Source organism: Deefgea rivuli DSM 18356 (assembly GCF_000620145.1).
GTDB lineage: Bacteria > Pseudomonadota > Gammaproteobacteria > Burkholderiales > Chitinibacteraceae > Deefgea > Deefgea rivuli.
In genome coordinates this window covers 25,012-43,976 of sequence record NZ_KK211083.1, presented here as the reverse complement: position 1 = coordinate 43,976, position 18,965 = coordinate 25,012, and the positions used below count along the sequence as shown (strand labels likewise).

Here is an 18,965-nt window from a genome sequence, read left to right as displayed (position 1 = left end):
AAAAGCCCCAACACGGAATTAATTTAAGCATCGTTGTGCCGCGCAGCTGGTCGCTGCGCAGCGCTAGGCTCAACCCTTAAGACATCTTAAAGCGCTGCACTGTCGCCGAAAGCTGATCGGCCATTTGTTCGAGCTGCACGATGGAATCGCCCATATTGCGCACCGATACCGAGTTTTCTTCGGCCATTTGCGCAATCCGCTCTACATTCACGGCAATATCACGTGCGGCAGCGCGCTGTTCTTGCATTTGCTCGGTAATACCATGCACCGAATGCATCACTTCAATATTTCGCTGATTAATGAGGCCAATGCTATCGCTCGCTTGCGTGGTTAATTGCAAGCCATCACCGACGCGGCGACTACCGCTGCTCATTCGCGCAACGGCATCATGTGCACTGCTTTGGATATTGCCGACCATTTGTGTAATTTGGCTGGCCGATTGCGCGGTGCGCTCAGCTAATTTGCGCACTTCATCCGCCACCACAGCAAAGCCGCGCCCCATATCACCAGCGCGTGCGGCTTCAATCGCCGCATTCAGCGCCAATAAATTGGTTTGATCGGCCACATCTTTAATCACGACGACGATCGTGCCGATTTCATTGATATTGCGGCCTAGCTCAGTGATTTGCTCGGAAGCGCTACCTACTTCGCTCGAAATGGCTTGCATCTCACGCGCAGCCGCCGAAACGTCTTTGCTGCCATCGCTGGCCAACTCACCCGCACCACGCGCTTTTTGTTCCACATCGAGCGAGTTATCTGCCACTTGATCCATGCTGGTGCTCATTTCCTCCACCGCAGCAGCCATTGAGCTAGCTGATGAGGATTGATGATCTGAACCCATCATAATTTGCTGCGATGCCCCGGATAATGTTCGTGCCGACCGCGTCACCGCCTCAGCGTTATCACGGATTTGGCGGATGATTTGGGTTAGATTGTCCTGCATCTTTTTCAGCGAGCTTTGCAGTTTGCCTAATTCATCACTACCAAACTGCACACCGCGCCAATCATGGCTCAAATCGCCACCGGCGATTTTTTCAGCGACTTCACAGGCCGCAGACAAAGACTGCACCACTTTGGAAGCAATCAACCAAGCCATCAACAAGCCAAGCAAGATAGCGAAAATCGTTACCATCCAAATCGCATTCACGGCACCGCTAGCACTCTTTAGCGCGCTATTTTTGCCTTCTTCCATCTGCTCACCTTCGTGCTTGGCGAGCTTTAACACTGCTGCACGGTAGGCATCGCTGACCACAGCATAATCAGTCGTAATAAAATACCCACCAGTAGTGCGATCCAAGCGCAGTTGCGCGCTGAGCTTCACTTTCAGCTTATTCATGATTTCATTTTTAGCCATCACGTCGCTAAGCAAAGCTTGTGCCGTCGCATCGCCTTCTAGCATGGCTTTTAATTGAGCAATTAGCTGATTTTCTTGGCCTGCGTCTTTTTCTAGCGCGGTGAGAATCGCATCGGTATCACTGGTATTTTCTGCTAACGCTGCATTGCGTAAAACAAGATCATTTTGGTAAGCCAGCGCAATGAGCTGATTTGATTTAACAACAGCGGGGTAACGTGCATCGACCAGCTCAGTCACCTTGCTACGAATCCCACCTAGACTCACCAAGGCCACCACTGCGACCACAGCAAGTAGCGCGAGGACAAGGCCAAATCCCGCTAAAAGCCGAGTTTTTACGCCCCAATTATTCATATCAAAACCCTTTTCTTCGTATTTGTGGCGGTTCTTACAACCATAGAAGACCTATACTATACCCACAAGCTCCAATCACGCATATTACCAACTGCTAATGTACATAGGATGAGGCATGAATCACGAATTAGTCTGTTTTCCCTTCTCTAGTTTAGGCTCCGAAACACATTGGAAGACCGAAGGCGAACTACTCCATCGCTTTAACCATTTACCACACGGCGCAGAACACGAACGAGCCGACATTCTCGCCAAACTGTTTGCCCAAGCCGATGAAGTCGTGATTTCAACGCCATTGGCCATCGCACGCGGGCATTTAATTAAGCTCGGCCGTAAAGTTTTTATTAATTACAACGCACAAATCGCCGCCGCACCGGGCGCGCCGATTACGATTGGTCACCACACGATTATTGCGCCCAATGTGCAAATCCAAACGGGTACGCATCCAGTCGATCCCACCGAGCGTCAGCAATGGGCGTATTGCGCCAAAGGCATCACCATTGGCAACAATGTATGGATTGGCGCTAGCGCGATTATTTGCGCGGGCGTGACGATTGGCGATCACAGCGTGATTGGCGCAGGCAGCATCGTGACGCGTGATGTACCCGCCTGTACTTTGGTCGGCGGTAATCCAGCGCGTGTGATTCGTGAACTGACGCCTCCCGACGAAAGCACGCTTTATGCACTCAATCCTTGAGCCAGCGCATTGCAGCCGATTGCATCGCAGTGTATAAAATTTTCCAGCTAGCGAGTTCGCTGGCTGGAAAACCTTTCGCAGTCTCCATTTTTTAAGGTCGCTCTCTATGTGGCGCACGATTCAATCTTGGTTTGCCGCCAAACCCAAACTCAGCTTGGAAGATGAAGCCTTGATTGAGCGCCTTGTTGAGATCGCGCATCCGCATATTCGCCTCGCGCGCAATTACCTGCCCCGTTTAGCGCCCTATATTGCGTGGGCTCACACGCATGCGACGGCATTAGCAACGCAACTACCTGCGCCGATTGAGCTCAACGCTGAAAACTGGCGCAATGATCGTACCTTGCAATTGCTATTTGCAACGCCAGATCGCATGAGTGAAATTGTCGGCTGCGATGCCAAATTGCAAACGTGGTTTGCGGCGCATCCACTGATCGATACCGCTTATGTGGGTTTAATTGCCGACGTGGCCGAGAAAATGCGCTACGGCATGAGTGAAGTCGATGGGCTGATTCGCAACGATGTGCAGCAAAAACTCTTAGTATTTTCAAATCACCGTATCGGCCTACCCGCACAATCAACCGACGCTTTAGTGCAACTGGGCGCGCAGCGCATTTTAGATACGGTTGCTTATCAAGCTCAGTACGCAATTTCTGCTATTGACGCGCAAAAAAAACAAATCGACGACGAGCTGACTAACGCTCGCACGATGCTCAGAATGCAAGGCACGGGCAATCTAACGCCAAATCTTGAGCAACAGACTCAACAAGCACGCATTAAAACGCTCAGCGATGAATTGCAAACCATTCACCAAGCGCTCAACCCCGACGCAATGTGCGAATTGCTGATTACCGAGCTGGCCGCGACGCCGGATTTGGTTCGCCTGCAAATTCACAGCTGCAATGTCGACCGAATGGGAATTATTGATGGCGAAAGCAGCGATAATCAATTAATCCATTTGCCTGAGTTAATTTTGCAGCGCGATACACCGATCGAAAAATTAATCTTATTAATCGCCGTGCCACGCCAACTCATGCAAGCACCCATTGAAAAGCCTGCGTTTCCCGATCAAGCCATTTTCTAGCTTGCTGAACAATTCCTGACTATTCATTGGGAATATTCGCCTTTATTCTTTGGATAAACTTGCCCACAATATCGATTCAAGATATGACAAGGGCAAGCCCATGAAAACGCTAATTCTCCCGATTTTACTTTGCAGCAGTTTTGCCTACGCGGCGAGCGATGCCCCTTTGCAGCGCTATCAATGCGATGAAGGGCAATCATTTGAAATCCGCCAAACAACACCAGAATCCATCGAATTACGCGCCGCTTGGTCGTTTATTCCCTTGCCGCAAGTTGTTGCCGCATCCGGCACAAAATACAGCGATGGCCGCACCACAGTTTGGCTCAAAGGCGACAGCGGCTTTATGGAGCGTGACGATGTCATCGTTGCAAATAATTGCAGCCTTGTCCCTATCGACGAACCTCTCACGCCGATTCGCGATGCCGCCTCAGGTTTGATTTTCATCCCGCCGGATCGCTGGACCGCCAATCAAGTACAAATCGATGTGAAATCAGGGCCTGAGATTCCGTTTTATGGCGAAACAGCGACGCAGCAATTTGAGTTTCGCTTTCGCGCAGGCGTTGCCTCGCAAAAATATCCTTTACTCGATATTTTAGTGTTCCCGAAAGCGGCCTGGAGCAAACTCAGCCCACCGCCACGCGGCCAAGTATTGGGTGACGACGGTAAACGTGTTTATGTTGCGCAATTACCCGCGAACAATCCTTTTGATCCGGCTAGCAAAGAAGGTAAGGAATTTATCGCGTTACAAACTAATCTAGCAGAAGTGCAGCAAGCATTTTCGATGTACGGAATTGTCAAACAAGCAGCCGTCGAAAGCGTTACCGCCAAAGTGATGTGGCTAGATCGGCGCTTGTATCCCGGCGCGGTGTTAACGGTAGAGCTACGCGACGTTTCACGTATGGATGCGCCAGCCGAAGTGATTGCGAAACAAATCATCACGCTAGAGCAAGGTACTCCGCCGACGGTCACGCTGAAATTCTCGCCCGATGCGATTAATCCGCGCAATACCTATTCCATCGGTGCGCGGCTAGAAATGGACGGTAAACTTATCAAAATCAACGATACGCACACACCCGTTTTAACGCGCGGCGCAGGGCGAGAAGCCACGGTGATGCTGAAAAATATTTAAGCTGAATTGGCAATGAAAAAGCCGTAGCGACTGATGTCGCTACGGCTTTTTTATGTTTTTCTGCTAACTCAGCACTGTTCAGACTTGGTGTTGATGCTTTGCCGCGATGGTTGGACTGGGGCTTAAAGTCCCTTGTATCAAGCCGAGCGAGGAACAAGCGGATCGGGGTTTTTGCGATCAATGTTTGAGCGAGGCCGATGCTTTTGCCTTTGAGGCCGAACGAGTTTTGAGCGCAACCGAACCGATTGTCCACAGCGAGGGCATCCGACGAAGTCGGACGCAGATACTAGGGCGGCCTTCTTTTGCTTACTTTTCTTGGCTGTTCAAGAAAAGTCAGTGCCGCGCGGCATTAGCGCGACCATGCTGAGTAGAAAGTGAACGTTTTCAAGTTAAGCAATGTGCTTTTCTTATCAACATCGAAACTGAATAAGTACTAATAGGTATATCAACGCAGTCATTATTCATCAATGCCTAGATGGCAATACCCCTATCAGCACAATACCAAATTATCGCGATGAATTAACTCAGCTTCATCGATATAGCCCAGCACCGCTTCAATTTGCCCAGTGGGTTGGCGCAGGATACGTTGGGTTTCTTGGGAGCTGTAATTAATCAAACCACGGGCAATTTCTCTGCCATCAGCATCTAAGCAACGCACCACTTCACCACGCAAGAACTCACCATCCACCGCGATCACACCAATCGGCAGCAAGCTTGAACCGGATTGTTTTACAGCTCGAATTGCACCTGCATCCAGCGTCACACTACCTTTGAGCTGCAAATGATCAGCAATCCATTGTTTTTTTGCCGCGAGCGCAGAAGTCGCCGATGTCAGTTGCGTGCCTATCATTTCGCCAGCGGCGAGACGTGTTAAGACTTGCTGTTCACGGCCGCAAGCGATGATGGTTGCTGCGCCGCTACGGGCGGCACGTTTGGCGGCGATGATTTTGGTATACATCCCCCCCGTTCCAACGCTAGAACCTGCGCCACCGGCCATAGTTTCCAAAACAGGATCACCCGCAGTGCCGGTTTGCACCAAGGTCGCCGTTGGATTGCTGCGTGGGTCGGCGGTGTAGAGGCCGGTTTGGTCGGTCAAGATGACCAGCGCATCGCCTTCGATCAGATTGGTAACCAATGCGCCTAGCGTATCGTTGTCGCCAAATTTGATTTCAGCGGTTACGACGCTGTCGTTCTCGTTGATGATGGGAATCACGCCCAATTGCAGCAAAGTCAGCAAAGTAGAGCGCGCATTCAAATAGCGAGTTCGGTCGGATAAATCTTCGTGCGTCAGCAAAACTTGTGCGCAAGTGAGGCCGTGTTGGCGAAATGCACTTTCATAAGCGTGGCATAAACCCATTTGTCCTACTGCCGCAGCGGCTTGTTTTTCATGCACGGCAGTGGGTTTTTGCGTCCAGCCGAGGCGAGCAATGCCTTCGGCGACGGCACCAGAAGACACTAAAACGACTTGTTTACCCAAACGCGTCAGTTGCGCGATTTCTTCCGCCCAGCGCGCAAGCGCTGCGTGATCTAAACCTTTGCCTTCATTGGTCACCAAGCTAGAGCCCACTTTAACCACGATGCGGTGGGCAGTTGGCAAAATCGGCGTTTGCATAGTGACATCCTTGGTGAAACAAGTTTGAAGAGCAGCGAAAGCGCGCAGCTTTACACGTTAAATAAATAAAAACCTTGGTTTTCAATGGCTTTGATCGCGGTAGCAGGATCAAAACTCACATTGTCGTTACCGATGCTCAAGGTACGAGTGCGAAGGAAATAAACCTGCACATAGTCTTTGTCTTCAATGGCCAATTGGCTTTCATCAACGTCGACATCAACCGGTAGCACGATGCATTTAGAAGCGTTGCTCATGCTTTTAAAAATATTCACTTCCATAGAGATTTCCTCGCACTCAAAAGCAGCAGCCTCGATTTTCGCGCAATTTTGCGTTTAAGCCCAGTGTTTTCAATGGCAGGCCATTTGATTTTGTTGGGCAAAAATGGGGATTTATCCACAAAAAAGCCTCGATTTCAGCATTCTTCTTATTGGTTTTATAGTTATTTTAATAGTAATAAATAAGCCTAGCGCTTGCCTGTGGATAAGTCTCTTTTTGAGCTTACAAGCAACAACTTACAAAAATGATGATTTGCGTATAGCTTGGCGTTTTAAGGGCAGAGTTTTTGGTGAGTCTTTTTTTTCGACGTGAGTAACTCTGGCTTTCCCCCAATTCATACCGACTTAAACCGAGTTTTACCCGCAAAAATAGGGCAAGTTATCCACGGATTTAATTTTAAATTTTTACTAAAAAAAGGCGAAATAGCGCCTTGTGCGGTATAAAACGACGTAAAAGTGGCAGGCTAGCTTGTTGAATTCAGTGAATTGAGAAGTGCCGCTCGGCTTGGAATCGTCCAGCGAGTCGATGAGAGAAGATATTAATTGGGGGGAATTGCAGTAGGAATGACGAGCATCACGCCGTGTTGATGCGATGGTGACGTTAAGTAATGCAGAGTGGGATCGTATTGCGATTGAGGTAAATACGGGGTGCTAGCAAGCACCCCTCAATGTTTATTTAGGAAAGTTTTGCAGCACAAACTCAGCTAATAATTCGCTCGCGCCGTTCCAGAAAATCTGAATTCCAAGGCAGAGCAAAATAAAGGCCGAGAGGCGCAAGAAAATCACGGTGCCGGTTTCGCCCATTAATTTAAGTAAGCGTTCGGCATTGCGATAGCACCAATACAGCAAAAATGATGCCGCAGCGACGGCGAAAACGCTGGCTACGGGGATCAAAACAACGCCGATACCCGAGGTTTTAAAACCCGCACCGAGGGTAATCGCCACCGTAATCGAGCCTGGCCCGACGCTAATTGGGAAAGTGAGCGGAAAAAAGGCGCGTTGGCGTAATTGCTCTTCAGAAAGGCGCTCATCGCTCGCCGCCAACACCGTGTGCGATGTATCGTCAGACGACATCAATTGCCAGCCTGCAGTCGCCACCAATAAGCCCCCGCCAACTCGCACAATCGCCAGCGACACGCCAAAAAACTCCAGTACATAAATCCCAATGAACATGCTGACTAAAAGTAGAGAAAAACCATAAATCCCGACTTTTCGCGCCAAAATAGCGCGTTCTTCCGCGCTATAACGCGAAGTCATCGACATAAAAATCGGCGCTTGGCCGAGGGGATTTAGAATCGGAATCAGTGCGGCAATAACTAGTAAAAAATGCCCAACGAATGTAGAAATGTACAACATCATGAAAATCCGGCGGCGTAAAAATGCTTTATCTTAGTGCTTTGCACTTAGAAAGGATAGCGGGCTGTTTCTCTTTGCTCGTCATCGTGCAGGCTTAATTCAGCAACCCATTGCTGGGCATCATGCTGGCTTTGTTTAACGCCAATAGCAGTAAGACCAAGCGTTTTACAGCACTGGCTGATGCCATGAAAATCCTGCATTTCTACCGCAATCGCCAGTTGCAAATACGGAAAATACGGCCCAGAGCGCGTCAGCAGCGCTGCCAACACGGCATCGGGCAGATTGAGCGCTTTAAGTGCATCGGCCATTGATTGCTGCAACATGCCGCCAATCAGCGACAACACCCCGGTTAAAAAGAATTGCTCCGCCTGCGGCAGCGATTGCTGCACAGCCAAATTACGCATCAGACGACCACGCTGCAATGCCGCCGCCAGCAGCGCAGTATCTCGTTCAAGATGCTCAGCAAAATCGAGCTGACTATGCGCCATAAATGTTAGCCAGCGATACAATTGCTCGCGGCCAACGCTCAGTAAAGCTTGCTCGGCACTACCTATGGTTTCGGCGATGCTCGATTTGGCCATCCGCAACAATTTATACAGCAGCACCGGATCCGCTTTGAGCGCATCGGCAAGTACTTGCGTGGCCGCTTCTTGCTCGATCAAGCGCAAAATACGCGCCAGCGGAGCACGCAAAGCAGGCATTGGATTCACACCCCACTCGTCACGCGAACTAATAAATGAGCCCTGAAAAAAAGCAACGCGCTGGCCATACAGCGTCGATTCCCACATCGCATCAAAAGCTTCATACGAATCGATATGGCAAGCCAGCAAGGGCCAATGCGGTTGAGCGTGAATCGCGCTGGCGATGTCGCTGGCGAAAATGGCATCTTCATTTAAATCCAGTACCAATAGATCAATCTCATCAACCAATTCATCCATGCCGGGATTCAAACATTCATGCGCCAAAATACCGAACTTCAAGCCTTTTTTGCGTAGTTTTTTAATCTGCAAAATGATGGCTGGGCTAACCATCTCGTCCGAAAAACGCAGTACAAACAAAGCGTGTTGGCCCGATAGCAAAGCCAGTTTGTCATCCAAAATATGCTCGGTGGCCAAATTCACCAAAGCAAAACGTTGCCCCAGTAATTGCAATAAAGGTAGGTTGATTAACTGGCTGAGCAAAGCCTGATCGTACAAGCGCCGCATTGCATGGCCGATATGCACACGCTCGGTGATATTTTTCTTCAGCATAAATTCATGGCCGACGACGCGCTCTTGGCGATTGACTATCGTTTCGCGGCAAATGATGGTTTTGTCTTCGGGATGCGGTGTTGCACACGCCCCCGCTTCATCGCTCTCCATGCGTGGCGACAAAGCATTCAAGCGCTCAAATGCCGCCGAATCGACTTCCGGCGTGGCATTTTGAAATAGGCGGGAAAACAAGCTAGGCATAGTGGCAATCCGTAAAGTGCCACTCAGTATAGAAAATCAGTGCGATTTCAGCAGGGAGTCTACATAAAATGCTTATTTTTCGCACAAATCTGCAGCGATGCAAACTTAAGTTTTAGGTGGCGTTTTTCCTTTTATGATCGCTTTAAACTCATCAATCGGATTTGAGTTGTAACTTGAATTAATTTTGCCTACCCATTTTGCGCCACCCAACGCGTACACAAGCAAAATAACGGCGAAAACGACAGCGCTAAAACTCATTGCGTCGTTATCGCTCATTTTGATATAGAGAAAGCCAAGTCCAAGTAATAATGCCAAAATTCGAAACATCAATTGCCTCTCGCTAGCAGGGTATTTGAATGTAGATATTTATAATTAAAGCTTATAGAGCTATACCCTTGCTGATTGTAAGACGGTCATTTCGACCAACACGTTATGGCTGGCGTCCGAAACCCACATTTGCCCGTCTTGAATCGTGCATTGAATCTGCATCGTGCGTGCTGTCATTTTGGTGAGTTCAGCCAAGGTATCGGCAGGAATACTGACCACATTCAGATGCTCAAAGCGCGTCAGCTGATTTTTGATGCCATCCCACCAAATCTCGACGACGCGGCCGCCGTAGGCGTAGACCCAAACTTCATTTGAGCGACCGCAGCCTTTTTTAATGCGTTTTTCATCGGGCAAACCCAGCTCGATCCACGTTTCAATCGCGCCAGTGAGATCTTTTTGCCAAACATCCGGCTCATCATCAGCCGATAAGCCGCGTGTGAGTTCCAGCGATTCGCTGGCGTGGCGCGCAAAAGCGACCAAACGCAGCATCATACGTTCGTCGGTTTCCGACGGATGCCGCGCAATCGTTAGTGCATGGCTTTGGTAATAGCCACGATCCATATCGGTAATATTGAGTTCGGCTTTGAAAACCGTTGATTTAAGTGCCATTTGCGTCTTCCTCGTGAGGCCGATAGTGTAACGGAATCGCCCTCGGCTGTAAGAGTGGGTTTGATACCAACTCACTCAGTAAAAACAAATTTCTAGTCCACGAAAAACACGAAAGGCACGAAGAAACCAAAAATCATCCTACAGTCAGCCATCTCAACAAGATCCCGTGGGAGCGGGCTTGCCCGCGAAAGCTGTGCCAATACGAAACGTAGTGAAGCCGCAAGCAGTGTATTCGCGGGCAAGCCCGCTCTCACGAAAAGCATTTCTTTGTCAGCAGAGATAGGGCTCTAATCAGGAAAGTCGTCGAGCGTTTCGGCATTTTTAGCTCCTGTTCGTGCCTTTCGTGGACTCCCGTTTTTAAACTTGCCTGTGATAAATTCAGCCTTCATTCGGATAAAGGCCACAAATGAGCACTTCCATTGCATTGCTGCGCAGCGCCAACGATCTCAGCCCCGCACAATGGGCGCAATTGGCGCGTGGTAATGATCCGTTTTTAAGTCGGGAATTCTTGGGGCTTGCCGAAAGCACCGGCGCAGCCAGCCCCGATTTGGCGTGGCAGCCGCTGCATGTATTACTGCAAGCCGCCGACGAATCTGTACGCGCTTTGTTGCCGCTGTATTTGCGCCAGCATTCTTTTGGCGACTTTTCACGCGATTGGCAGTGGGATCAAGCATGGCAATCCGCAGGGCTCGCCTACTATCCCAAATTGGTATCAGCAATCCCATTTACGCCCTCACCGGGGCCGCGCTGTGTGTTGGCACATGGTGAGCCAGAATCCACGCGAGATGAGCTAATCGCAGCGGCGATTCATGTTGCGGAAGAACTCAAAGTCTCGTCGTGGCAATGCTTATTTGTGCAAGAGCGCGATCGTGCTGCGTTAGAAAATGCGGGCATGCTGTTACGCGGTTGCGTGCAATTTCACTGGAAAAATCGGAATTACACCGATTTTGACGATTTTTTGGCGACGTTTACTGCGATTAAGCGCAAAAAACTCAAGCGCGAGCGCCGTTATGTCAGTGATGCGGGCTTGCGTTTAGCGACTTTGCACGGCGATGAAATCGACGCTGCAAGTTGGCAAGCGATCTATCGCCAATACGCCGACACTTTCCGTCGCTATGGCAATCATCCGGCGTTTTCGCTGGAATTTTTCCAGCAACTCGCCGCGCAAATCGGCCGCGCGATGGTGGTGTTTGTGGCCTACCAAGGCGATGATTTGGTCGCTTCCGCCATTTGCTATCGCAGCGACACCGCACTGTTCGGCCGCCACTGGGGCGCAGATATTGACTGCCCCGGCCTGCATTTTGAGCTGTGCTATTACCAAGGCATCGCCTACGCGATTGAACACGGCCTGCTTTCCTTTGAGCCCGGCGCACAAGGCGAACACAAACTAGCGCGCGGCTTTGAGCCGGTGATGACCTGGGGCAGCTACTGGATCGCCGACCCACGCATGCGCCACAGCGTCGCCCAATTCATCGCCCGCGAAGCAGCGGCAACGCAAAACTACCAAGAAGAAATGGCAACGCATTTGCCCTTTCGGCTTGCCGAATAATCAACGTCAAGATCAACAACATGGATCACGAAAGGCACGAAAAAAGGCCGAAAAAACTAAAATACTTTTTTGCCTTTTTTGCCTTTTTTTTCGTGCCTTTCGTGATCCCCGCTTTTGACTTTATAAGCAGTGTCTCTTTATTGCGATTACATCCCCGTTTCATCACATTTGAATAATCCGCGCTTAATCTGCGTAGTATTTGCCAGCACGATTGCGCGGAGCCTGCCATGTATGCGAGTAGCGACAAACTCATCCTGTTAGATGCAGATGGCACGATTATCGATGCTTTTAGCGCCATTGAGACGGCATTTAGCCTACATGGCATGCAGATCGGCGATTTGGAGCGCTTTCAAAAACGCCGCAATTTATTCAAATATCTGGGTGGCTTAAAAGAATTCCCGCGCAACCTCGCCAAAAGCCTAGGCAATTCCAATCGTAAAGAACTCATCGCCACGCTCACCGATATTTACCGTGAACAAGCGGTGCTCTACCCCAGCATCGCGCCTTTGCTGCGGCAATTACTGGCCACGCCGGGAATCAAGGTCGGTTTGGTCACGCGCAATGTCACGCACGAGCCTGCCATTACGCTCGCTCGCCTGTTTGCACGGCACGATTTGGACATTAAGCAATTGGATTTTTTTAGCTGCATTCCGCTGAAAACGTCAAAAGACGTTTATTTCAGCACCGCGATGGCGCAGCTGGGCATCAACCCCGCCCGCGCATTTGCTTGCGGTGACGAACACAAAGATTATTTGGCGATGCAGGCGGCGGGATTTAATCCCTTTATGGTGTCCTACGGCTTCGAAGATTTCCGCCGCCTCACGCTCAAATACGCGGTGCCCGAAGTGATTATCTCACGCAGCCCAGAAGAGCTAGGCGCGCGAATCCGGCATGCGTTTGATTTGCCGAGTGAAGGGGTAATTTCGGGAGGGCTTTAAACAGCGCTGATGTTCAGATTAGGTATTCATGGTTTTAAGTGCCTGCTGCATAGCGATGTATTGCTCTGTAGCCAATATGATTAAATTCCTACATGGCAATACACCTAGGAAATATTCAATTCTTTCCGCTGCTTTTGCTTCAAACTCGCCAGCGCTTTTTGGTAAGACACGTTGATGAGTTCGCGCAAAGCTTCAGCCGGCATCGCCGCCACATCGACTATCGTTACCCAGTGAAAGCGCCCCATATAGCGCGCGGGTTTTATGCCAGGCTGGTCGGTCAATTCTAAAAACCGTTCAGGATGAACGCGCAGGCTAAAGCGCCATTGCTCGGGTTGGCTGGTTTTGAAATAGGCGAATTTTTTATCCAAAAGCTGAAACACCAGAATATTCGACGGATGCCCAAACTCAACTTCATTCGCGCCCGCCAAGCTGCGGCAATAAGTTTTTACGTCGTCAACATTCATGAGATGGGTGCTGCGAAATTGATTGCCTTGATCTTAACTGATGTCGGCGATTTGAGCGCCGACAAAGTTGATATGCGCAAATAGCGGCAACGATGCAGTAAAAATTCACCTAGGGTATTTGTTTACGAAGCTTATTTAAAAAGGAATAGCAGGCAATACACCAGCTATTTAACATCCACCGGATCCACATGCGTCATCAGATTCAGCACATCGACATGCTGCGCCAACACACGCTCGCGGGCTTGGACTGCGATATGGTGGCCTTGCTCTACGCTCATCGTGCGGTCAACTTCTAAATGCACATCGACCAAGATCAAATCGCCCATTTTTCGGGTTTTTAGCGCGTGGATGCCGATCAATTCGGGCGTGCCGAGTAAGGTTTGGCGGATTTGTTCGATGGTCGCTTCATCCACGGCTCTATCCATCAAATCGTGCATCGCATCCCATGCAAAACTCCAGCCCATTTTGCCGACCATTAGGCCGACGACCAGCGCGGCGATGGGGTCGAGTAGATGATAGCCGAGCAGGTTGCCGCCAATGCCGAGCGCGACGACGAGGGACGAGGCGGCATCCGAGCGCGCGTGCCATGCATTGGCGATCAGCATACTGGAGCGAACGCGTTCGGCGACGGCGAGCATATAGCGAAATAGCAGCTCTTTACTCAGCAGCGCACCCAGCGCCACCCACAGCGCGATGGGTTTGACTTGCGGGATCGCTTCGGGATGTTGCAACTTGCCGAGTGCCGACCACAACATGCCCGCACCGACGACCAGCAATAGCGTGCCCAGCACCAGCGAGGCGGCGTTTTCATAGCGCTGATGGCCGTAATGATGATCGTCATCGGCATCTTTTTGGCTGTGATGATTGGCAAACAGCACGACAAAATCGGCGATTAAGTCCGATAGCGAATGAATCGCATCGGCGATCAATGCCTGCGAATGCGCGAACACACCCGCCACCAGCTGAGTGATCGTCAGCACGATATTCACCGCGACGCTAATCCACGTGCTGCGTTTGGCGGCTTGATGTTTGTTGGGTGTGTCGTGCTGGATGTGCATGGTTAAATCTCGGGTGACGATTGCGCTGCTGAGTATAGCAAGGTGGCATGAAGCGAAAATGAAGAGACGAGATTTTCTGGCTTGGATCAAAAATCCTATAGGCAATCATGCACTTTGAATTTATGAAATCTACGCAGCAAAAAAAAATCTCAATCTTCATGCTTGAAGATTGAGATTTTGGGAGAGATAAAGCTCGCGCCTGTTGACGTCTGCTTAGCTTAATCGCGTAGCGGGAATGGCTCGCTCGGATGGATGGTGGTGGTTCTATCGCTAGCGCTGCCGCCAATACCGCGATCTTGGAAGAACGTAGTCAGTTTCGTTGGGCGACATTGGGTCTCAGTCGAGCAAGCCCATAGGCTGTAATACTTAAATGGGGTAGAAAACGCGCTGGCTTGGATTGTGGCAGTGCTAGTCCAGTAAACACCTGCGGCGCAATGAGTGTCTCCCACTTGGCAGTCAACGGCCATTTTAGGAAATTCGCTGAGTCTGCCAATCGCAAGGCCATTTTCCCGTAGTTCGATATAAGCGGGTGGCGTTGAATTTGAGTGAGCGGCTTGCACATTAATGGCTAGCCCCCCATTAACTGCTCTAATCATCGCGCTATAACGCCCAACGCCTGATGTAGGCAGTGCCTCGTTGGTAGCTTGCCATGCACCCCATTCATTGCTGCCAGGCACTTCATTTTGATTCCACCAGCGCGCCTGCCAGACTTTATTGCCGGAAATCGCTTTGCTATTGGCTTGGTAAACTTGCGCCGCATCCCACGCAGTTGGCGTATTGCTAACGGCCTTCAGCCAAGCGCCTTGCGCTGAACCTGGTGTTTCGCCTTGCGTCCACCATTGGGCGGTGTATTCAACACCTTGCCATTGCACTTTGTTGCCCTGCTGATAAATCGTCTCGCTGACCCATGGTGCAGCTTGGCTAACAGAGCCGGTAGAAGCAACAAGGTGGCCGCCCAAGCCAATCGCTTGCATTTCAGCATCTGAAAGTGAATGCACAATCGATTTATTAAGGACAAATGCAAAATAGTAGGCATGGCGAATGTCATAGCCGATAGAGCCATCAGGGTTGGGGCGAGGAGATGGGCAGCTGTAATCGATGCTGGGGCCAGTGAGCTGTGGAATGAAACCCAGTTTTTGTTCATCGTTCGCTAAATTATAGGGGGGTATGACGGGTGACGGTGGGGGTTGGCAAGTGGCTTGCGCGAGTTGCGAAACCATTAAAGTGCTTAAACCAAGCGCCAGTGTGCTGAGCATGCGGGGATATTTCATAGTGCGTCTCCTACGTCCATTAATCGAACCCGTTCAGTCTATTGCTGACTAGGGATATCCCCATCAAAGATGGGGCTGCTTACATTGGCATACGAATATGCCATTGGCAAACGCCTTGCCACCACTGTCGTAATTTCTGGTGTTTTCAATGCTGGGGATGAGGCGCTAGCCTCTTGAATTATCCGACTCATCGCTCGCTGCGCAGCGGATCGGCGGCTAGAGTGAAGCTCCTTGTTTGACTCCGCTATCATGAGCCGTCATCTTGCCCGTAGGTAGGCTTTAACAAATAATGCTTAACTCGTAAGCCTTAGGGTGTTAATAAGCGAAGGGCATTACACCAAGACGGCTAAATCGGTGTAACGCCCTTTGGTTGTTACACCCTACTATTTAGATGTATTTGGCTGTAGCCATTCATTGCCAATGACTAGCTGGCAATACATCGACATTATTGCTTGCCCGTCGGTCTTGGGCTGGTAAACCTCTTGATATCAAACCGACGCAGTTGGTGCAGATAAGGGGCTGCGTTTAGCTTCGCCTAAACGTCGTTTTCTTGGCGAAAAAAAGTGCCGCGCAGCACCAGCGCGGCACAGAATTAAAGAGCGCAGCAGATTGAATTCAATGGGGCAATTCGCCCCACTTGCCCATCACACCGCCAACAACTCCTCAAATCCACCATAAATCATCCGCTTGCCATCAAATGGCATTGGATTGGTTTTGGGATCGAATCTTGGGTCTTGCATTAGTTTTTCCCACGCGGCATTGCGCACTTCTTTGGATGGCCACGTGGTCCACGAAAACACCACGGTTTCGCCTTCTTGCAACTGGACGGCGAGCGGAAAAGACGTCAGTTTGCCTTCCGGCACATCATCACCCCAACATTCAACGATGCTGAGTGCGCCGTGTTCTTTAAAAATCGGCGCGGTTGCCGCCGAATAATCACGGTAGGCGGCGCGGTTGGCGGTCGGTACGGCGACTACAAATCCATCGATATACATTTCTTGCTCCTTGGCGTGAATTGATCAGTCTGTTTTTCAGCGGCGCAAGGCGAGTTGGAACGCGTAGCGACGGCCGAGGCTGAATTATAACTGATTTGAATTTTGGTTTTTGTGTCAGCAATTGGGCGGAGTGGCTGATGATAGGTTGCGCTGGCGCTTCGGCGCGATGTGACGGCGGCTGCTAGAGTGAAGCTTCTTGTTTGAGTCTGCGATCATGCTACGCCGTCATCTTCCCCGTATTTTATCCCTGCTATGTATTGCGCTGCTGCTCTTGCATAGCTTGGGCTGGGTGGCGATACCTGCATTAAAAACGCTGGATACCTTGAGCTACGACTGGCGAATGCGGCTGATTGCGCCCAAGCTGCCCGATCCGCGCATTGTTATTGTTGATATTGATGAGGCCAGCCTCGCTGCGTTGGGGCGCTGGCCGTGGCCGCGTAATCGCGTTGCCAGCTTGGTCGATACGCTGTTCGATCACTATCACGTTCGCGCGCTGGGTTTTGATCTGGTGTTTGCTGAGCCAGATACCAGCAGCGGTTTGCCGGTGCTAAATGCATTGGCGAGCAGTGAATTGAAAAACAATCCGGCTTTTCTGCAAACATTACAGCGCTTGCAGCCGCAACTTGATTACGACGCGCAACTGGCGAAATCGCTAGAAAATCGGCGGATTGTCACCGGTTTTTATTTTGGTGAGCACGGCGTTTCTAGCGGCGTATTACCACCCGCGTTGGCTGCAACAGATTGGAGCGCACTCGCCCATCGCTTTCACGGCGGTAGTCATTTTGGCGCGAATTTGCCGCAACTGAGCCACGTGGCAGGTGGGCATTTTGTGCCGGTTAGCGATGGTGATGGCATCAGTCGGCGGATTCCGCTGGTTGTGAATATTCAGGGCGCGGTGTATCCGGCGCTGGCGCTGGCTTTAGCTCAGATCGCGCAAGATGTACCACCGCCCATGCCCATCGTTGTTGACGATGGCGCGGCAGGCATCATCGAAGGCATTCGGCTTGGTGATCGCATGTTGGCGACCGATGAGGCGGCACGGGCTTTAGTGCCGTTTCGTGGCGGCGCGCAAACGTATACCTATCTATCCGCCGCCGATGTGCTGAGCCAGAAAATCCCGCCCGCGCAATTGCAGGACAAAATCGTCTTGCTCGGCACCAGTGCGCCGGGACTGAATGATTTACGCACGACGCCGATGGGCGAAGGTTTCCCCGGTGTTGAAGTGCACGCCAATTTGCTGTCGGGCTTGCTCGACGGCACGTTATTGCATAGACCCGACTATTTGCGCGCCGCAGAATTGCTGCAATTACTGGCGATTTCGGGATTATTGCTACTCTTGCTCAAGCGAAATGCACCACTGCGCGCCACGCTGGCGACTGTGCTGATTTTGGCTTTGGTAGTCGGCATTAATGCCTATTTATGGCGCGAGCAAGGTTTGAATATGGCGCTGAGCAGCAGCGTTTTATTAATTCTTCTGCTGTATTTTATCCACATGATTTGTGCTTATTTTCAGCAAACGCGGGACAAACAGCAGCTCACCGAGCTGTTCGGCCAGTATGTCGTACCCGAGCTGGTCGATAAAATGAGCGCATCGCCCGCGAGCTACAGCATGCAAGGCCAAAGCCGCGAGTTAAGCGTTTTATTCACCGATGTGCGTGGTTTTACCAGTATTTCCGAAGGCATGGATGCCGCGGAGCTGGCGGCGTTTATGAATGAATTTCTGACGGCGATTTCGACGGTGATTCGGCAAGGCGCAGGCGCGGATTATCAGGCTGGCACGATTGATAAATACATCGGCGATTGCGTGATGGCATTTTGGGGCGCGCCAGTGGACGACGCGCAACATGCGCGGCATGCGGTGACGGCGGCGCTGGAAATTCAGGCGATGCTGGCGCGGCTTAATCCAGAATTGCAGCAACGCGGCTGGCCAGCGATTGCGGTCGGCATCGGCATCAACACCGGTGTCGCGAACGTCGGCGATATGGGGTCTAAATACCGGATGAGCTACACGGCGCTGGGCGATACGGTGAATTTGGCGGCACGGATTGAGAGCCTGACCAAAATCTACGGCGTCGGCGTGTTGGTCGGCGAAGCGACGAAAAACGCTGCGCCCGAGTTTCACTATATGGAAATCGACCGCGTACGCGTGTTGGGCAAGCAGACGGCGGTAACGCTGTACAAACCGATTTTAGAATCTGAGTTGCCGCAGGCGGAATTGATGGGAAAATTTTTAGCGATGTATCGCTCGCTAGACTTTGCTAATGCAGAGCTAGCGCTCAATACCCTAGATAACAAAATACTCGTGCAGTTATACCAAGAACGAATCTCGCAGCACCGCCAATCGCCCCCACCCGCCGATTGGGATGGCGTGTATGGGTTTGATCGCAAATAGCTCATGTGGTGGTCTATATACCCACTAATGCCTAGTCGCGATGATTGGGCTGGGGCTTA

17 protein-coding genes are annotated in these 18,965 nt (G+C 50.8%); 6 read left to right on the top strand and 11 right to left on the bottom strand.

All coding sequences use genetic code 11. The features are described 5' to 3' along the window. Positions 1–76: 76 nt before the first annotated feature. Positions 77–1,705, bottom strand: a complete 1,629-nt coding sequence (locus Q320_RS20105) for a methyl-accepting chemotaxis protein (protein WP_051534802.1) — start codon at positions 1,703–1,705, stop codon at positions 77–79. Between the two features lie 115 nt (positions 1,706–1,820). Between Q320_RS20105 and Q320_RS20100 the strand changes: the two genes are divergently transcribed. The 3 genes from Q320_RS20100 to Q320_RS21020 all read left to right on the top strand — a co-directional run bounded on the left by Q320_RS20100 (position 1,821) and on the right by Q320_RS21020 (position 4,609). Further along, on the top strand, positions 1,821–2,399 hold the full coding sequence (locus tag Q320_RS20100) for a sugar O-acetyltransferase (RefSeq protein WP_051534801.1): 579 nt from the start codon (positions 1,821–1,823) through the stop codon (positions 2,397–2,399). Positions 2,400–2,505: 106 nt separating this feature from the next. Further along, entirely contained in the window at positions 2,506–3,480 is a 975-nt protein-coding gene (locus Q320_RS0115055; RefSeq protein WP_027469690.1) for a hypothetical protein, read from the top strand. Between the two features lie 100 nt (positions 3,481–3,580). Then, the gene (locus Q320_RS21020) at positions 3,581–4,609 is read left to right on the top strand and encodes a YbaY family lipoprotein (RefSeq protein ID WP_051534800.1); all 1,029 of its coding nucleotides are present in this window, start codon (positions 3,581–3,583) and stop codon (positions 4,607–4,609) included. A gap of 490 nt (positions 4,610–5,099) precedes the next feature. Here the strand turns inward: Q320_RS21020 and proB are convergent, their stop codons facing one another. The 6 genes from proB to Q320_RS0115015 form a co-directional block, all read right to left on the bottom strand. Next, positions 5,100–6,221: a glutamate 5-kinase gene (gene proB / locus Q320_RS0115045; RefSeq protein WP_027469688.1), complete on the bottom strand. Its 1,122-nt coding sequence runs from the start codon at positions 6,219–6,221 to the stop codon at positions 5,100–5,102. A gap of 50 nt (positions 6,222–6,271) precedes the next feature. Further along, on the bottom strand, positions 6,272–6,499 hold the full coding sequence (locus Q320_RS0115040; protein WP_027469687.1) for a hypothetical protein: 228 nt from the start codon (positions 6,497–6,499) through the stop codon (positions 6,272–6,274). Between the two features lie 669 nt (positions 6,500–7,168). After that, a complete protein-coding gene (locus Q320_RS0115030; RefSeq protein ID WP_027469685.1) occupies positions 7,169–7,855 on the bottom strand; it encodes a MarC family protein in 687 nt (228 codons plus the stop codon). A 44-nt stretch (positions 7,856–7,899) separates the two neighbouring features. Beyond that, a complete protein-coding gene (locus Q320_RS0115025; protein ID WP_027469684.1) occupies positions 7,900–9,303 on the bottom strand; it encodes an EAL and HDOD domain-containing protein in 1,404 nt (467 codons plus the stop codon). Positions 9,304–9,408: 105 nt separating this feature from the next. Beyond that, complete coding sequence (locus Q320_RS0115020; protein ID WP_027469683.1) at positions 9,409–9,630, bottom strand: hypothetical protein; 222 nt, start codon at positions 9,628–9,630, stop codon at positions 9,409–9,411. Positions 9,631–9,690: 60 nt separating this feature from the next. Further along, on the bottom strand, positions 9,691–10,239 hold the full coding sequence (locus Q320_RS0115015) for a YaeQ family protein (RefSeq protein WP_027469682.1): 549 nt from the start codon (positions 10,237–10,239) through the stop codon (positions 9,691–9,693). Positions 10,240–10,645: 406 nt separating this feature from the next. Here Q320_RS0115015 and Q320_RS0115005 point away from each other — a divergent pair, with 406 nt between their 5' ends. Continuing rightward, a complete protein-coding gene (locus Q320_RS0115005; protein ID WP_051534799.1) occupies positions 10,646–11,788 on the top strand; it encodes a GNAT family N-acetyltransferase in 1,143 nt (380 codons plus the stop codon). Positions 11,789–12,015: 227 nt separating this feature from the next. Continuing rightward, entirely contained in the window at positions 12,016–12,726 is a 711-nt protein-coding gene (locus tag Q320_RS20095; protein ID WP_035853966.1) for an HAD family hydrolase, read from the top strand. Between the two features lie 104 nt (positions 12,727–12,830). On the opposite strand, the gene Q320_RS0114990 is transcribed toward Q320_RS20095, so the two are convergent. From Q320_RS0114990 to Q320_RS0114970, 4 genes are all read right to left on the bottom strand, one after another. Next, positions 12,831–13,190: an MmcQ/YjbR family DNA-binding protein gene (locus Q320_RS0114990; protein WP_027469679.1), complete on the bottom strand. Its 360-nt coding sequence runs from the start codon at positions 13,188–13,190 to the stop codon at positions 12,831–12,833. Positions 13,191–13,354: 164 nt separating this feature from the next. Further along, complete coding sequence (locus Q320_RS0114980; protein ID WP_027469678.1) at positions 13,355–14,248, bottom strand: cation diffusion facilitator family transporter; 894 nt, start codon at positions 14,246–14,248, stop codon at positions 13,355–13,357. A 218-nt stretch (positions 14,249–14,466) separates the two neighbouring features. Next, positions 14,467–15,519 (bottom strand): carbohydrate-binding protein, encoded by a 1,053-nt coding sequence (locus Q320_RS0114975; protein WP_027469677.1) that lies wholly within the window; start codon positions 15,517–15,519, stop codon positions 14,467–14,469. Positions 15,520–16,163: 644 nt separating this feature from the next. Next, positions 16,164–16,514 (bottom strand): DUF1428 domain-containing protein, encoded by a 351-nt coding sequence (locus Q320_RS0114970; RefSeq protein ID WP_027469676.1) that lies wholly within the window; start codon positions 16,512–16,514, stop codon positions 16,164–16,166. A 214-nt stretch (positions 16,515–16,728) separates the two neighbouring features. Here Q320_RS0114970 and Q320_RS0114965 point away from each other — a divergent pair, with 214 nt between their 5' ends. Then, complete coding sequence (locus Q320_RS0114965; protein ID WP_027469675.1) at positions 16,729–18,906, top strand: CHASE2 domain-containing protein; 2,178 nt, start codon at positions 16,729–16,731, stop codon at positions 18,904–18,906. Positions 18,907–18,965: the final 59 nt, after the last annotated feature.

Coding starts and splice junctions, on each gene's coding strand:
- Q320_RS20105 (WP_051534802.1), bottom strand. CDS start 1,705: ATGAATAATTGGGGCGTAAAAACTCGGCTTTTAGCGGGATTTGGCCTT.
- Q320_RS20100 (WP_051534801.1), top strand. CDS start 1,821: ATGAATCACGAATTAGTCTGTTTTCCCTTCTCTAGTTTAGGCTCCGAA.
- Q320_RS0115055 (WP_027469690.1), top strand. CDS start 2,506: ATGTGGCGCACGATTCAATCTTGGTTTGCCGCCAAACCCAAACTCAGC.
- Q320_RS21020 (WP_051534800.1), top strand. CDS start 3,581: ATGAAAACGCTAATTCTCCCGATTTTACTTTGCAGCAGTTTTGCCTAC.
- proB (WP_027469688.1), bottom strand. CDS start 6,221: ATGCAAACGCCGATTTTGCCAACTGCCCACCGCATCGTGGTTAAAGTG.
- Q320_RS0115040 (WP_027469687.1), bottom strand. CDS start 6,499: ATGGAAGTGAATATTTTTAAAAGCATGAGCAACGCTTCTAAATGCATC.
- Q320_RS0115030 (WP_027469685.1), bottom strand. CDS start 7,855: ATGATGTTGTACATTTCTACATTCGTTGGGCATTTTTTACTAGTTATT.
- Q320_RS0115025 (WP_027469684.1), bottom strand. CDS start 9,303: ATGCCTAGCTTGTTTTCCCGCCTATTTCAAAATGCCACGCCGGAAGTC.
- Q320_RS0115020 (WP_027469683.1), bottom strand. CDS start 9,630: ATGTTTCGAATTTTGGCATTATTACTTGGACTTGGCTTTCTCTATATC.
- Q320_RS0115015 (WP_027469682.1), bottom strand. CDS start 10,239: ATGGCACTTAAATCAACGGTTTTCAAAGCCGAACTCAATATTACCGAT.
- Q320_RS0115005 (WP_051534799.1), top strand. CDS start 10,646: ATGAGCACTTCCATTGCATTGCTGCGCAGCGCCAACGATCTCAGCCCC.
- Q320_RS20095 (WP_035853966.1), top strand. CDS start 12,016: ATGTATGCGAGTAGCGACAAACTCATCCTGTTAGATGCAGATGGCACG.
- Q320_RS0114990 (WP_027469679.1), bottom strand. CDS start 13,190: ATGAATGTTGACGACGTAAAAACTTATTGCCGCAGCTTGGCGGGCGCG.
- Q320_RS0114980 (WP_027469678.1), bottom strand. CDS start 14,248: ATGCACATCCAGCACGACACACCCAACAAACATCAAGCCGCCAAACGC.
- Q320_RS0114975 (WP_027469677.1), bottom strand. CDS start 15,519: ATGAAATATCCCCGCATGCTCAGCACACTGGCGCTTGGTTTAAGCACT.
- Q320_RS0114970 (WP_027469676.1), bottom strand. CDS start 16,514: ATGTATATCGATGGATTTGTAGTCGCCGTACCGACCGCCAACCGCGCC.
- Q320_RS0114965 (WP_027469675.1), top strand. CDS start 16,729: ATGCTACGCCGTCATCTTCCCCGTATTTTATCCCTGCTATGTATTGCG.